The organism is Fodinibius salsisoli (assembly GCF_026229185.1).
In the GTDB taxonomy this organism is placed as follows: Bacteria; Bacteroidota; Rhodothermia; order Balneolales; family Balneolaceae; genus Fodinibius; species Fodinibius salsisoli.
Genome location: NZ_JAGGJA010000009.1, coordinates 183,975 through 200,009, shown reverse-complemented (window position 1 = coordinate 200,009; position 16,035 = coordinate 183,975). Strand labels below are relative to the sequence as shown.

General features: G+C 41.0%; 13 protein-coding genes and 2 pseudogenes. 13 read left to right on the top strand and 2 right to left on the bottom strand.

What is annotated here, in order from left to right; translation table 11 throughout:
* Positions 1–72: pseudogene (locus J6I44_RS14345) on the bottom strand (IS1595 family transposase); the annotation flags it as partial.
* Between the two features lie 11 nt (positions 73–83).
* Here J6I44_RS14345 and J6I44_RS14340 point away from each other — a divergent pair.
* The 4 genes from J6I44_RS14340 (at position 84) to J6I44_RS14325 (ending at position 5,712) form a co-directional block, all read left to right on the top strand.
* Positions 84–3,293 (top strand): hypothetical protein, encoded by a 3,210-nt coding sequence (locus J6I44_RS14340; RefSeq protein ID WP_265766838.1) that lies wholly within the window; start codon positions 84–86, stop codon positions 3,291–3,293.
* A gap of 266 nt (positions 3,294–3,559) precedes the next feature.
* A complete protein-coding gene (locus J6I44_RS14335; protein WP_265766837.1) occupies positions 3,560–4,567 on the top strand; it encodes an IS110 family RNA-guided transposase in 1,008 nt (335 codons plus the stop codon).
* Positions 4,568–4,729: 162 nt separating this feature from the next.
* Complete coding sequence (locus tag J6I44_RS14330) at positions 4,730–5,260, top strand: hypothetical protein (protein WP_265766836.1); 531 nt, start codon at positions 4,730–4,732, stop codon at positions 5,258–5,260.
* Positions 5,261–5,508: 248 nt separating this feature from the next.
* Entirely contained in the window at positions 5,509–5,712 is a 204-nt protein-coding gene (locus tag J6I44_RS14325) for a hypothetical protein (RefSeq protein ID WP_265766835.1), read from the top strand.
* Between the two features lie 90 nt (positions 5,713–5,802).
* Here the strand turns inward: J6I44_RS14325 and J6I44_RS14320 are convergent.
* Positions 5,803–6,875 (bottom strand): annotated as a pseudogene (locus tag J6I44_RS14320) (IS110 family RNA-guided transposase).
* A gap of 217 nt (positions 6,876–7,092) precedes the next feature.
* Between J6I44_RS14320 and J6I44_RS14315 the strand changes: the two are divergent.
* The 9 genes from J6I44_RS14315 to J6I44_RS14275 all read left to right on the top strand — a co-directional run bounded on the left by J6I44_RS14315 (position 7,093) and on the right by J6I44_RS14275 (position 15,644).
* Positions 7,093–7,665, top strand: a complete 573-nt coding sequence (locus J6I44_RS14315) for a hypothetical protein (RefSeq protein WP_265766834.1) — start codon at positions 7,093–7,095, stop codon at positions 7,663–7,665.
* The gene (locus J6I44_RS14310; RefSeq protein ID WP_265766833.1) at positions 7,625–9,178 is read left to right on the top strand and encodes a restriction endonuclease; all 1,554 of its coding nucleotides are present in this window, start codon (positions 7,625–7,627) and stop codon (positions 9,176–9,178) included. Before J6I44_RS14315 ends, J6I44_RS14310 begins: the two co-directional genes overlap by 41 nt.
* A 336-nt stretch (positions 9,179–9,514) precedes the next feature.
* Positions 9,515–10,096 carry a hypothetical protein gene (locus tag J6I44_RS14305; protein ID WP_265766832.1) on the top strand — a complete coding sequence of 194 codons (582 nt, stop codon included), beginning with the start codon at positions 9,515–9,517 and terminating at the stop codon, positions 10,094–10,096.
* Positions 10,097–10,437: 341 nt separating this feature from the next.
* On the top strand, positions 10,438–11,988 hold the full coding sequence (locus J6I44_RS14300; RefSeq protein ID WP_265766831.1) for a carboxylesterase/lipase family protein: 1,551 nt from the start codon (positions 10,438–10,440) through the stop codon (positions 11,986–11,988).
* A gap of 415 nt (positions 11,989–12,403) precedes the next feature.
* Positions 12,404–13,084 (top strand): NAD(P)-dependent oxidoreductase, encoded by a 681-nt coding sequence (locus J6I44_RS14295; protein WP_265766830.1) that lies wholly within the window; start codon positions 12,404–12,406, stop codon positions 13,082–13,084.
* Between the two features lie 242 nt (positions 13,085–13,326).
* Positions 13,327–13,869 carry a GbsR/MarR family transcriptional regulator gene (locus tag J6I44_RS14290; protein ID WP_265766829.1) on the top strand — a complete coding sequence of 181 codons (543 nt, stop codon included), beginning with the start codon at positions 13,327–13,329 and terminating at the stop codon, positions 13,867–13,869.
* A 12-nt stretch (positions 13,870–13,881) separates the two neighbouring features.
* Positions 13,882–14,334 carry a MauE/DoxX family redox-associated membrane protein gene (locus tag J6I44_RS14285; protein ID WP_265766828.1) on the top strand — a complete coding sequence of 151 codons (453 nt, stop codon included), beginning with the start codon at positions 13,882–13,884 and terminating at the stop codon, positions 14,332–14,334.
* A gap of 31 nt (positions 14,335–14,365) precedes the next feature.
* Complete coding sequence (locus J6I44_RS14280; RefSeq protein ID WP_265766827.1) at positions 14,366–14,755, top strand: cupin domain-containing protein; 390 nt, start codon at positions 14,366–14,368, stop codon at positions 14,753–14,755.
* 298 nt (positions 14,756–15,053) lie between these two features.
* Positions 15,054–15,644 (top strand): hypothetical protein, encoded by a 591-nt coding sequence (locus tag J6I44_RS14275; protein WP_265766826.1) that lies wholly within the window; start codon positions 15,054–15,056, stop codon positions 15,642–15,644.
* Positions 15,645–16,035: the final 391 nt, after the last annotated feature.

The following is a 16,035-nucleotide window of genomic DNA, read 5'->3' as shown; positions in this document are numbered from 1 at the left end:
CGCAAAATAGCGGATCAGTTGCCGAAATTTAGCTTCAGAAATTTTTGAACGCTTATAATACTTATTATTCATTGCATAGCAATATGTTACAAACTTTTATAATATGCTATGCTTCACTAGACCCTAACTTTTTATCAGGAGAAGCTGATCTTAAAATAGTAAGAGGTTCCACCAAAGAAGAAGCTGTTGCTTTTACTATTGCTTCGATATTGCAATCTCAACCACATCAAGCTGAATCCTTAAAATCCAGAACTTTAATCCTTGAGGATAAGAACAGTTTTCGTGGTTTGAAAAAAAACAATGGAAACTTAATTCTAATAACCAATTTTGAGGAATCAAAAATTGTATATAGCGCAGTTAGCAACGGTCACCATGTAATTATACCGGCAGGTCCTGATGATTCATTTAACAACCAAAATATAATAGATTTGCCCCTCATTGATCGAGATGGTCAAGTCAATGCACTGGTTGATATGGGGATACCTAAAGATGAATCGAAGAGACTTTCAAGAGAATCAGGCAGAAATATAACGATCCTCAAAAAGCAATTAGGTTTTCCGTTAAGTAAACATAAGTGGGCACACCAAGATGAAGCTAACGAACTAATCCCAGCTTTGTTAGTTGGCAGGTGGGATGAATCAAAAGAAGGAGATCGGGAAATTCTCGAAAAAATATCTGGAGAAGATTATAAGGAATATTCAGGTAGACTAATGAAATGGCTAAAAGTTGAAGCCCCACCTTTAATGAAAATTGGTTCTACTTGGCGACTTACCTCACCTTTAGATGCCTGGACAAATCTTTCCAATTTAATTACTGATGAAGATCTAAATAAAATTCGAACTCTATTCCTTGAAGTGTTTGAAGAGATAGATCCTGTATTCGAACTCGCCCCAGAAGAAAGAAAAATGGCTTCAATAAAGGGAAAAGAATCCATTTATAGTAGTTGGTGCCGAGAAGGTTTAATACAATCAATAATATTAATTGCTTTATATGGTGAAAGTCTAAAAGTCAGAAATAATATCAATCCTCAAGAGTGGGCTGATTCAATCATTGACGATTTGTTACTTGATGCTCCTGGAAAGCTTTGGGCTTCTCGAAATCAGGAAATGCCTCTAATAGCTGAAGCATCTCCGGATAGTTTTATTAAAGCTGTTAAAGAATCCCTCTCAAAACAGAAGAAACCAATAATGACTATGTTTACTGAAGAAGAGGGTGTGCTTTCTCCTACTAGCCGACATACAGGATTATTATGGGCCTTGGAATGTTTAGCTTGGGATCCAAAATATCTTTACCAATCATCATCATTATTAGCTCAGTTAGCAAAATTGGATCCTGGAGGAAATCTTACTAATAGGCCAATCAATAGTTTAACAGAAATTTACCTGCCTTGGCATTATCAGACATTTGCATCTTTTGAAGAAAGGATGGAGACAATTGAGGAAATTATCAAAAATGAATATGAAATTGGTTGGACATTGCTTATTAACTTGTTCCCTAACATACGTGGTATTGCTCATCCAACCTACAAAATGAGATGGAGACTATTTGATAAGAGTTATGATATGAGTTACTCAAGACAAGAAATACATGATACTTATTCTTATATCACAAAATTAGCACTAAAATACCTCGATTACTCTGAAACAAAAGTTGCCACAATAATAGATAAATCAACTTCTCTTGGAGTTATTCCCAAGGATAGGAAAGCCATATTAAATACTATTGAGTCTAATCTTTCAGAGATAAATCAAGAAGATTTTTCTGTATGGTACAAATTAAGAGAAATCCTTTCAAAGCATCGAACTCATTCTGATGCTAAATGGGCATTGAGTGAAAATATTTTAGATAGTTATGAACAACTATATATAAAACTTGAGCCCCAAGATCCGGTTCAAAAATATCTCTGGTTGTTTGATGAACATTGGCCAGATCTAGTTGAGGGTAAAAAGAAAATAGGAGATTCATACGAAAAACTAGAAGAAGAAATAAACACTAAGCGGGTCGATGCACTAAGGTCCATATATCAAGAGGTAGGGATAGATGGAGTTATATTATTAAGTGATAGAGTTGGGGAACCATGGATTTTTGGGTCGACTTTAGCAGAGCTAATCACTGAAAAGAAGGAAATTAAGTCAATAATAGACCTATTGAAACTGGGAGAAAACCATATTGAATTTATCCATGGTTTCGTTAATAAAAAAAGCAATGAATTAGGATATGATTGGATATTCAAACTTTATGAAAAATTGGCTGAAGAAGATTTTCAAGATGTGCATTTGGTGCATCTTTTTATTCCTTTAAGTCAAAATAGAAAAGTTTGGAAATTCATTGAAAATACAAGTGAAGAACTTGAAATAGAATACTGGAATACTATTAGACCAGCATTTAGTAATTTACCAATTGAAGAAAGATTGATTGGAATTAATAAACTAATAATGGTAGGTCGTCATTTAAGCGCTATAAAAATTGCCTCCATTAATACTGATGATTTTCCTTCAGATAAATTAGTAAAATTACTAGAACAGGGTGCGACATCGAAGTCAGAAGAAGACATTCATTTCCAAGGATATGAAATTAACAACTTATTCGAAGTCCTTGACGAAAGAGAAGATGTCGATGAATCAACTTTTGTACATTTAGAATGGCTTTATCTACAAGTTTTGACCAGTTATGGATCTATACGAAAACCGAAACTACTTCATAAAGAACTTGCTAAAAATCCTAAATTTTTTGTTGATGTATTAAGCTGGATCTACAAATCTGATAAAGAAGACAAAGATAAAAGTCTTTCAGAAGAACAGTTAAAGAAAAGAGCAGAATATACCTATGATTTACTTTCCACTTGGAATAGGATTCCAGGTACTGATGAATCCAATAATTTAAATTATGAATTTCTGAGGGATTGGATAGAAGAATCTCGAAAAATTGCAAATGAAAGAGGATACCTAGAAATAGCCGATTTGCAGATTGGGAAAGTACTAGCTGAATATCCTGAAAATATTGAACCTTGGCCACCTGAGGAAATTTGTAAAGTTATTGATACAATAAACACTGAAAGCATGAAAGATGGTTTCTCAACTGCAACCTTTAATAAAAGAGGCTCTTCTACAAGAGGCCCCTTTGAGGGAGGCGATATAGAAAGAGAACATTCTAACTTCTTCCAAAACCAAGCAGATAGTCTTAAAAACAAATATCCTAATACTGCAGAAATTTTAGAACGACTTGCCCGTAATTATGAGCAAGATGCTAAGAGAATGGATGAAATGGCACAACGTGATAAATTAGACTATTAGTAAATAAGTTCGCCTTATAACCAGCCTTTAGATTACCTCTAAGAAAATTACTACTTACTTTGGTGGTATAACCGCTACTGGACCCCGCCGGGGTGACCTATATAACCCGCTAGCTTTCGAGCTATCATGCGTATGAGTCCCCGGCAGGGTTCCAGACCAGAAGGCACTAGTTAGAATATAAGCCCAACGAGCTTATAAAGGTAATAGTGGCTGGTCCTATCCAGTAAGCGGCCATCATTCCACTTATAAATATAGGAGAAAATCTCATGGAAGCCAGCTATTATATAGGTATTGACATCTCAAAACAGCGGTTGGACTGGCAGGTAAACGACAGCCAAAATAACTCACGTAAAAACGGCCAAGCAGCAAACACTCCAAAAGGAATCCACAAAATGATTGGCCGATGGAAACGAGGTAACATCCGCCTGCATGAGCTTATCGTTTGTTTTGAACACACCGGCCCCTATGGGCTGTTGCTGGCGACCATATTAGAAGAATCCGGGATTTGTTATGTGGTGGTTTCGGCCGTCCAGGTTCAGCTCTCTTTGGGTATCCGTCGGGGAAAGTCTGATCCCATTGATGCTCGCCGCCTGGCTGAGTACTTGTGGCGCTTCCAAGACCGGTTGTCTCCCAGTCGCCTGCCCTCGAAAATGTTACTTGAATTACGCGGTTGGCTGCTCTGGCGGGAGAAACTGGTGAAAATGCGAACGGCCCTAATTAATGGCATCAAAGCCAATACCTTAACCAGTCAGGTAGCGGATCTGACAGAGATTAATGAACAAATGCAACTCCAGCATGATGGGTTGACTAAGCAACTCAAGCTGGTTGATCGGACCATTAAATCCTTGCTTCACAAGTACAACACCACCGAAGGCCAATATGATTTGCTGGCAAGTATTCCAGGTATCGGTCCTGTAATTGCCGGTTGGTTGTTGGTCTATACTGAAGGGTTTACCCGGTTTGACAACGCCCGGCAATTGGCCTGCTTTGCGGGCAGTGCGCCGTTCCCAAAGCAATCAGGCCAGAAGAAGAGCCCCGACCGAGTCAGCCGGTGGCGGTGCCAACGGCTGAAATCCTTATTGCTCAATGGGGTACATTCGGCTATCCAATATGATCCGGAGCTGCGGGCCTACTACGAGCGTAAGTGCGGGGAAGGCAAACATCCCCAAAGCGTGAGGAATGCGGTAATATGCAAACTGCTTTATCGGGTCTTTGCGGTGATCAACCGAGGAACCCCATACGTAAAAATACATCAGCACGAGGCCATAACATGAGTTGACTTACTCTTAGAATACGCATTAAGCTGACGTGCCTCGCCCTTTCTTGCCGATTTTGAGGTTACTCAATTTCTGTAGTACATTCTATTTTTAAATAAACGTTGGCCTGCACGCAGCTTATGCGCCATGTCGTTATGTACCTAAATAAATTCATCACTTATGAGTAGTGGAGTAATTGGAGGGATAATAGGTTCAAAAATTTCCGATTTCTTTGGGAAAAAGTATGGTAAGAAAAAAGCCTACTTTTGGACCGGGCTTGTCACTGCAATTATTGGTTTATTAATAACCGGTGCTTTCCTTACCACCCCAATTGTTAGAACTTCAGATTATGAAAAAGTTGAGCTAGAATTTGATGATGTTTGGCTGCGGGATGGTTATCGATCTTTTGAAATTATCTTCGAAAAAGGGTCAAATAAATATGAACTTAATCGCTCAATGTGGAAAGATAATTACGAAGCGTCTAATCTACTACGTTACCTGAAAGATCAAAAGGAAGCTACCCTTTGGATAAAAAGAAGTGAAAGTAATTATAAAATAGTCCGTGGTTTGGAAACCGGAAATATATTTTTGAGTCCAGAACATGGAACGGAATTGGACAATGGTAACAGAAAAGCCGGTTTCCTACTAGGTGGTTTGTTCATTGTTTTGGGACTGGGTGGTATTTACTCAAGCCGAATCAAAAAGTATTAGGTACATAACCTATATATGGCCTCCAATGTCAATAGGCTATAGCATTTTCTGGCAAGAAAAATCCTTCCTCGCCTACACAATTTCGATACCTTTCCTGTGGAGGTGTAGGTGTACTACAAGCAGTATTCAACGATGGTTTGCAGGTTCATGACTGCACCAAACACATATAGAGGCTCAACGACCAACGGTCGGTCAGAAAACCGATTCGTTACTCGGTCCCGCGGTTTGTGGGACGGCCATAGAACATATTGCGTACCCTGAGCCCGGATGATCAAGCGCGGGGATATGGGAAGAATCCCCCATTCCAGTTATGGAGCACCTCGGAGCAGGGGCAGTACATGCCGATGGTTCTGGCAACCAATCCATATGCCAGGTATCGAAAAATCCAGGGGCCGCTGCCGCCTCCAATCAAGCGGTGCGAGCTGGGCGTTACGGCCTGGTCAGCCGGATAATGATCTGCGGTGCAGTCATAATGAATAGGCTGAACAAAAGGCTCTTACCATAGGTCTTAGTTATACGTCGGGCTGACGGCAGCTCCCCATTTATACGTTTGCAGTTGTTGTAGACATCATCGCATTGTTTAGAAATTTGTGTTCATTGAACGGTTCCCGCCGCTTGAGCATATAATACACCACCACGCCCAGGCGCTTGGCAATGATGGTCAAAGCCTTTCCTTTCCCGTGCCGGCTGATCAGACGATTATAGTATTTCTCGGCCTGTTTATTGCCTCGCAGGTACAGCAAAGACGCTTCCGAGAAAGCCCACCTCAAATGGGGGTTGCCAATCCCCCCCGTGGTTCCATAGTTCTTTCCAGCCGAAGACTTTTGCCGGCCACCAGCCGTGCATAGGAACAAAACTCCCTACGGGAGGGGAACCGGTTCATCTCGTGAATTTCGTAGAGCATCGTCAGGGCCAGTACATCCCCTACACCTTTAATACTTTTTAGAAGATACAGACTCGTAGGGTCGTGTCCTTTGGCTAAGGCGAGGATCTGCCGGTCCAACTCTTTAATAATCGGATCATAGAAATCGATCAGCTTCAGATCAGTTTCGACCATAAGGCGGACCACCGGATCCGGAAAGTAGCCCACGATATCTTTGTCCCGGCGATGATGGGGACGGGACAAGGTCCCCAATGGCTCCAAGTTATACTGGCTTGTCGTATTCTGGATATGCCCTAACAGTTCGGCCCGCTTGCGTACAAAATGGATGCGCCGGCGCATTAGGTCCCGCGTGGGCCGCATTTCGGGCGGACGGGCGCACGCCATCGGGAAATTGCCGCCGCGTATCAGACGGGCGATTTTCAGCGAGTCAATGCGGTCGTTCTTAGTTTTTACGCCGTGGATGGCCCGCATGTACAGGGCGTGCCCCAAGATGAAGTCAATCCCTTCCTTCTTGCATAAATCAGCTATCCAATACCAGCAGAAAATACATTCCACGCCGACGACCAGATCGGCCCGGAAAGGTTCAATAGCCTGAAGAAAACGTTCTGGTTTGCAGGGTATGTTTTTGTGATAGACCTTTTGTCCATCTTTGTCCAGGATACAGACATACATGGTTCTTGCATGCAAATCAATTCCGCAGTAATATCGGTGGGTACCGGTATATAGGTTCATGGTTTTTCCTCCTTTGGTTTCTTATGGGTAAAAACGTAATGTAGCCTTGGAGGAGGCCATGAACAATATCACGCGCATTAACGCGGACGCACCTCGCCTATTCTTTGCTCCTCTTGGTTTTATGACTCTTCTTTCGTTAGTTGCTAATTCAACATTCATTCGCGTGCAGCTTATGCGCAGGGTCGTTAGCGGTACAAATTAAGTCACCTTGAAAGACATGAATCAGTTTCCAATTCTCGATGCTCGATTGGTCAAAAAATATTTCGAGCACCTAATTTCAAAGGATCCATTATTAGGACAAATTCAAAGTCATGCAGATATCCATCTTGGTGGACATAGGTATGAGATGGATGAAGAAGAACTAATTACAGAAAAAGAAAAAATTGGTAACACCCTTGAAATAAAATTTTCAGAAATAGAAGACTATGATTTAGAAAAATTAGCAATTCAACTATTTGAGTCAGGTCAAAATCATATTCAGCAAGTCCATGAAATGATGATCAAAGATTTGCAAAAGGTTACTGACTTGACAGGTAATGTTACGAGTCTAGAAGGGAAAGAAATTACAGCGGATCATGTCATTGATACAATTGAACAAATAAAAATAGCTTTCGACGAAAAAGGAAACCCTCAATACCCTCAAATTATTGCTGGATCTGAGTTAGCAGATAAGCTAAGTAAACTTGAGGTATCTGAAGAACAAGAGAAAAGACTAGAAAACATAATCAATAAAAAACGACAGAAATACTTTGCTGAGAAACGTAATCGAAGATTATCTTTCATCGATTGAAGAGCTACAATTATTTGAACCTTTTCGACAGCTATTAGCCTTAAAGGGATATTATGATACCCACATAGTCCATAGCTCAACAGAGTTCGGAAAGGATATTATTGCCAAAAAAGAGGTAGATGGAAAGGAACACCAATTTTCTTTTCAATTAAAGGCTAAAGACGTAAAGACAAATACTTTTAGGCAGGAAGTGAGACCTCAAATTATTGAGGCGTACACCAATAAATTATCCCATCCAAATTTTAATACTAACTTAGATTATCAGGTCATATTCGTTACAAGTGGAGAGATTAAACAACCAGCTAGTATAAATTTTCAGCAGCTTAATAAGTTTCTCGAAACAAAATTAAATCAAATAAGGTGTGATACGTGGGATAAAAATTATTTAGTTGAGAAATTTTTAAAAGTAGGTATAGAACCGTTTTATTCCTTACATAAATCAACAGAAACGGCAGGTAGTTTTATATCATTTTATTCTGCTATAAAAAATCATAAAGACATTGACTTTTTGGAGATCGAGAGATATTCCAAAAAGTGGTTAGACTATGATTATGATAATCCTATTAACAGATTAGAAATCTTGTTTGAGGCTTATTTTTTCTCAAAGTTATTGATAGATGACAAGCGATATTACGAAGCATTATTAATTATATCATCTCTAGTCAGGGTTATCTTAAAAAATGATGTTTACGCCGAATACAAAGACATAATTGAAGAGTACACTGATAGCCTATTCCAAAAGGTTCTAGTGGAAATAAATGGGATATTTGAAGAAGGCAATGATTACCCTATTATTGAAAGTACTAAGGGCGGTATCTTTAAAATATTTTACTATCCAATTTTATGTCATGAATATTTAGAACTCCTCTCTTTTTGTTATTTATTTTCATCTTCAGATGAACTGAAGGAAAATGCTTTTCAACTTATTCTAAAATTATTGGATGAAAAGGGAGCTTTTAGACCAATAAGTGATAATTATGCAATTACTATTGTATTGGTTTCACTTTGTTTGTATAAGGCTGACAAAAAAGAAGAGTTGAAACGATATTTGAATAATGTTACAGTCTGGTTAGCCAACCGATATAAAGAAATCGGCATTTCAAGCTTAGGTTCAACTCGTGAAGAAGAATTTGAGCAATTACTCTCTGAATACTTGGAGGGGTACTCATATTCAAAACTAGCAACTAGTTTTACCGCAAATGCTGTACTAGATATTTCATATAAAATAGGTGATCAAAAACTTTATGAAGATATTGCAAATGATCTTAAAGCGGTCGAACTAATTCCAGAATTTTACCACATTTTAAATCAGGATGCTTTATATACCTATGATGATCCCAGTATTCTAACATCAAATGATGATAAATTTAAGCTTGCCTATGAAGATGATTACACAAAAATGATAAAACATGAGAGAGCAAATTCTTCAGTAGAACTAGATCAAAATGTGCTATTTCTGATCTTTCTATTACGAGATCGCTATTTCCCAACCAAAATTTTCAATATTATTTAGGTTGTACCGCTAACCCCTTTAAAAAGGAAAATGTCAAGCAGCCCCCGTTAGACGGGGCAGGAAGTTCTCACCCAGTTATCCGTTTTTTTCATTTCTATAAACGTTTGGTTCAAACCTGTAACTGGCAACCGGGCTCAGTGACCGTGGTCGAATTATCACCTTTGCTAAGTTTCGAAGGGTACGTCCCTATTTTGGCTTTTAATTCTCTGTTCGTTTATTTATTAATTCAACAATCATCATCCATTCGTGCACCCTTTGAGCGCCATATCGTTATAGGCACTTTACCTAAACTGAGACTTTCATCAACCTATATATTAAAAACTGTTTACCCTAATTATGAAATATCGCCTTAAAATTCTGCCAATGTTAGTTGGGTTTTTATTTCTTAATGGCTGCCACGTAAGTAATTCGGGAAATTACCAGCAACTTCATCAAGAATTTAATGGGACATGGCAACCCGTACATTCAATCACTGATCAATCCATTGATGCTGATTTAGATGGAGAATCTTCACGTTTTTTACTTGAAGAAATCACCAATTGGGACGTTGCATTTTTGTCACTTCAAATTCTTAAAGATTCGGACGGTAATGAATACCCGCATTTATTTAACTTACCGTATCCCGATCAATATTTTCCACCTGAATCAAATCTGGGAGACCAAGGCTTTTATATAAACTATAATACTGGCTTGGCTCCCAGACGTTTTAAAATTACTCGAAGCGAAGGACAATTATCAATTCAGCTTCAACCAAAATCAGGTTATCAAGACGATGACCTTCCACATTATAAATCCATTGCAATAAAAAGTGACCATCTGATATTAGAAGTTGTAATGGAGATAGAGTTACTCACTGCTGATGGTTGGCAAATGGTAGAGTTTACGACTCGATATGCAAGAATTGGTGCCGGGACATGAACTATTTAACATCAAAAGGTACCGATGACCAGTGTTTCAACGAGACATTCCTGGTTTTAAAGCTCATCTTTCGTTAGTTGCCCAGCCGGTATCAATCCGAGTGCCGATTGTCCACCGGATCGTTACAGTGATGACCTATCCGATATGCTATTGGGCTTCCTATTCCATATAGGATACCTCAGAAAACGCTCCTCCCTAAAAAGTGGATCCAATCGGGTGTCTGCAGTTCTTTCGGTGCTGTTATTTTTTGCCACCTTTCATATCATCAGTTGTTTCATTAACATTTAATTTCGTACCTGGTAAGAGCAACGGCCGGTATCCTATACAATTAGCCTAAAGTCATGGAGCAATTTTTTTATTCTGTCCTATCTATACTTTTTCTTTTTTACGGTGTTGCAGATGCTCAACCCGATACCTTGCGCATAGACACTGGCTTGGTCACTGGTGTTTCGGAAAGTGGTTCTACAGTTCATGCGTATAAAGGAATTCCCTATGCCGCTCCACCCGTAGGTGATTTGCGATGGCAACCTCCTCAGCCCCCCACAACTTGGGAAGGAGTTTATCATGCAACTGACTTTGCTTCTACTTGCATGCAAAAACATCCACCAAAGGGAAGCTTTTATCAGGTGGAGTTTTTCCAGGAGCCGGAACCCATGAGCGAAGATTGCCTCTACCTGAACGTGTGGACCGGAGCCGAGTCTGCCGAAAATCTGCGGCCCGTGATGATGTGGATCCACGGCGGGGCCTTTTCACAAGGTTCAGGCTCCATGCCAACCTTTAATGGCAATGCCTTTGCTAAAAGCGGGGTGGTACTCGTGACCCTCAATTATCGACTGGGGATATTCGGCCTGTTAGCTCATCCTCAACTTACAGCTGAATCTGAACACAACTCATCAGGGAATTATGGGTTACTGGACCAGGTAGCCGCCCTTCAATGGATTCAACAAAATATTGACGCTTTTGGCGGTAACCCCAATAATGTGACGGTATTTGGTCAATCCTCAGGAGCAGGAAGTATCAATAAACTAATGGCTTCTCCATTGACTAAAGGGCTTTTTGACCGAGCCATTTTGCAGAGCGGTTCAGCTTATACCTTTGGCAAAACACAAGCATTGGAACAGGCAGAACAAAATGGGGAAACGGTTACAAAACTATTGGGAACTTCTTCTATAGAGGGTTTACGCAGCTGGCCGGCATCAAAACTGCTGGATAAAACCAGTCAATTTTCGTTTCGTCCTTCAATTGACGGTTGGTTTCTGCCGGATGAGGTATACAGCATTTTTGAAGAAGGAAGGCAACATGATATCCCAATTTTAGCTGGATCCAATGCTGATGAGGGTACTACGCTTAGAGGCCCTAAGCTCGATGCCAAGATCTTTACAAATATCATTCATCAGACCTATGGTGAAGATGCAAAAAACTTTTTAGCGCTTTATCCTCATCAAACAGACCAACAGGCCCGGAATTCATTTAACAAAGGATGGCGGGATGAAATGGCTTGGGGCGCTCATACCTTAGCACGGATTCACACAAAACAGCATAGCCAGAAGGCCTGGCTTTATTACTTTAGCAATGTCCCTCCCGGTCGCAATAGTCAGCGCTACGGGGCCTTTCATTCGGCTGAAATTGCCTACGTATTTAATACTTTAACTGCCGTTGACCGCCCATGGCAAAAGCAGGATCATCAGTTAGCCGATTTAATGCGCTCTTATTGGGTGAACTTTGCTTCCGAAGGGAACCCTAATAGTAAGCAGTTACCCAAATGGCCACCATACGACGCTAGAGAGAGAAAAGTATTGGAGCTGGGCAACACCATTGAACCTCAGATAATTTTGCAAGGGGATGTTTTGGAGTTTTACAATAAACAGTATGTCCGGCCAAAAGAGGAATGAGGAGATAATAGCTTTGGGAGGCCTTTGCGAACCCCCTCACATCTCGTCATTCTGGCCTCCGACGGCAGTCGGGACAGGCTTTGTTTCAGAATCTTATATACTTTTGGCAGCTTTTCAAAGGAGATCCTGAACTAAATTCAGGATGACAAGCTTAGTTTTACAAAGGTCCCTTTGAAAAAATCAGGCATTTTTCTCAGCCGTTTTTGCTGGGTGATATTTTCAACTACGCTCCACTTTGTTTTTCTGCGCTCAACCTGACATCAGCCTGAGCGCAATGAAGCCGATTTTACATCGAATGAATGAAGTCAAATATTTTATATTACATTATTCAAAGTCCTCTTATACCTCAATTTTCTTGTCATTACTTGATGCTAAAGTTCATAAAGCAAATAACCTTTAACTCTTTAAGAAGACAATGCAAAAAGTCTGCATTATCGGTGCCTCCGGAAAGCTCGGAAAATATATGGTTCAACATGCCCTGGATAAAGGCTATGAAGTTGTAGGCGTTTGCCGGGAGCAGAGTGTCGAAAAGCTGGACCCATTTATAGATCAAATGACCATTGTCCCGGGAAGGACAAACGACAGGTCAATCGTTGAAAAGGCCGTATCGGGTTGTGATGGCGTGCTTACCGTATTGGTACCCTGGGGTACGGATAATTATTCATCCGGAACCGCACAGGCCGTGCTTGATTTTGCGGAGCCCCATGCCCGGCTCATCTTTTCTTGCGGCTGGCATATCAGCAGAGATGGGAAAGATGTGTACTCATGGAAAATTAAGTTCCTGGTTAATATTGCCGGCTGGATAGCCAAGAAGGTTGGTTATGTAGACCTGGATGATCAGGTGGAAGCCTGTGATCGAATATTTGCCAGCGACACTAAATGGACCGTCGTACGGGGCAGCGATCTTGAAGAAGGCGAAAGCCAGGGCCTGCCGGTATGGAGTGAACATGTTGGAGATCCCATTCTTGAAAGTAACCTGACCCGACGCATAGACTTCGCTCTTTTTATGGTTGAAGCTTTGGAAAACGATGAGCTCATCCAAAAAGCGCCGGCCATCGTAGGCTGCCAGACTCCTTCCGCCCTTGCCCATCAATAAGTCTAAAAGCAAATTTGGCGACTTTGCAATACTACCCCATCCCAACGCTTATTTTGCAGTCAGGCGGGTTAATAAGTTCTAAAAGGATCCATCGGACGACATAATGAGCTGTCTGATGTTTTTCAAAACCCTCAGTTAGACATTACAGATTTACCCACAGTGACCTATACGCAAAACTTTTTTGCCAATATTCTATATATTCAGTAATTTCAGTCAATACTGAAATAAAAGAAATACTCTTTATGCAATTATCACCAGCGCTGGAAAATCTTGTTCTTCACTGGGGAAAAATGGGTACCAGGTGGGGAATCAATAGATCCGTCGCCCAGATTTATGCCCTCCTGTTCTTCCATCCCGATCCGCTACCGGCAGATGAGATAACAGAAACGTTATCACTGTCAAGATCTAATGTCAGTACGAGTCTGCGAGAACTTCAAAACTGGGGCATCGTCACTGTTACTCAGAAATTGGGAGACTCCAGGGATCATTTTAAGGCTCTGGAAGATGTATGGGAGACGTTCCAGAATATTGCTGCTGAACGAAGGCGACGGGAATTTGAGCCTACTCTCGATAATTTGCACGAAAGCCTGGAATCGCTCGAAGGTGAGGGAAAAGGTGATAATGAGCTTTACATGGAGGAACGCTTATCCGATATGCTTGAATTTCTGGAAGCAGTAGTATCATGGCATAACCAAATTCGGAACCTCTCCCCCAGCTCAGTCCAGAAGCTTGCTAACTTGGGCACAAAGATTCAAAAGATACTGGAAATTGCTAATGGTAAATAATTAATCAAGAAAATGATGGTCAATGCACTCAACAATTTTAAAAAATACGTCCCCATTTATCTACGACTTGCTTTGGGATTCACCTTCCTCTCAGCCGTTGCCGACCGTTTCGGCTTGTGGGGTCCCCCCGGGACTGCAAATGTAGCTTGGGGAAATTTCCAAAACTTTTTGAGTTATACTGCGACCCTTAACCCTTACCTGCCTACTGATTTAATCCCTCTTCTCGGGTGGTTTGTTACAGCAGGCGAAATTGGCCTTGGCTTGGCTCTCATTTTCGGATTTCGCACACGATGGGCTGCTCTTTTAAGTGGATTTTTGCTGTTCACTTTCATATTGGGAATCACCCTTTCGAATAGTATCAAAGGAGCATTAGACTATTCCGTTTTTACCGCCTCAGCAGGGGCTTTTATGCTTGCTTTGTGGCATACGGAAGGAATAAAAACCAATAATACGGCCAATCAATAAAAATGTAACTTTACCTACATTTGAAACCATCATGAAGTCTAAAATTTCTATTCTATTATTTATTCTGTTCCAGGCTGTTTTGCCGATGAGTGCTCAAGCACAGGATAACGACGATCATAATTTAGTGATACAGGATATTTTCCTTCAAAAAACCCCCGATATCGATTATAAGAACGTGAAAGTATCTAAAATTCAATTCCCTCCCGGTGCAGAAGCGCCAAGACACATGCATGACTACGCAACATTTGTTTATGTATTGAAGGGAACCATTGAAAACCAACTTAAAGGAGAAAAGGTCAAAATATTTGAGGCAGGAGAAATGTGGTGGGAGCCCCGGGGAACAGTTCATCTAATTTCACGGAATACCCATGATCAGCAGCAAGCCGAGCTGTTGATATTCTCATTGAGACATCATCATTGACGTTTCCAACGTGTAATCCGAAGATAATTATGAATATAAACGGATGAGTTCAAAACCCATGCATTGGTGATATTTTCATTCCCCCACCGGGCATATGAATGATTTAGAACAAAGGTGTGCTCAACATAGATTCTCCAAATAAGAGAAATAGCATCGATATTTCTTTTCTATGGGTTGCTTAGGATAGCTTTTTAACAAATATTTTTGTTAATTAATAATTGAGTGCTTTTTGGGATCCAAGACTATCATCTCCAAATCCGGTTGCCCCTCTTAATGTTATTCAAAATGGAGGATAGTGATGAAACACGGACTAAAAGTGGGAATTGCAATATTACTTTTTGCGGTTCCAGTACAAGCTCAAGAACAGATGTCACACATGGATATGGATAAGGATGCAAAAATTGAAAGTGCGATGAGCGCTGCTCCCCTTTCAATAGCTCAAGATGCAACTATCCGTGATTGGCCGGCTAATCCCGGTGAAGAGATGCCTTTACTCAAAGAAGGTTCCAACGAGTTTACCTGCCTTCCAAATATGCCCGATACTCCGGGGAATGATCCGATGTGCCTGGATGAGCCGTGGATGCAATGGGCTGAAGCATGGATGAATAAAGAGGATGTCAATATAACTCAAATAGGCTTTGGCTATATGTTGCAGGGCGGAACCCCTGAAAGCAATACAGATCCATACGCCGAAGGGCCGACGGAAGACAACGAATGGATGACGGATCCCGTTCCTCATCTGATGATCATAGTACCCGATCCGGAGATGCTGGAGGGATTGCCTGAAACTCCTGATAGTGGTGGCCCCTGGGTAATGTGGCGCGACACTCCCTATGTTCATATTATGGCACCAATGCCGAAACACAACCCAACAACCATGACTCAATAATCTATGAGGATCTACTCCGGCACAAGCCGTCGGTTGTTCAGCAGACTATTTTCGACAAATTCCTGAAAAGGATAAGGGAGAGATGAATAGAATCATAACTACCCGAGGAGGATTGTCGGGAAGACTGTGACCAGGAATCGGGTCATAAATTGCATCGGCCCGGAGTCCGATTACCGAAAAATCGATCATCCTATGGTGAGAAACCTGCTGAAGCGCGGTTTGATTTGTCCGGGGACCACGCACCTTGGTATAGATTCGCTTCCAAACGGTGCTGTTATTAGTCAGAAAAAAAATTCTGGCATGCTCTACACACTGGGCCCAATTATGAAAGGGCTATTATGAGAGGTATTAGCTGTACCTGACATCCGTGTTCAGGCCGAAAAGCTGGCAA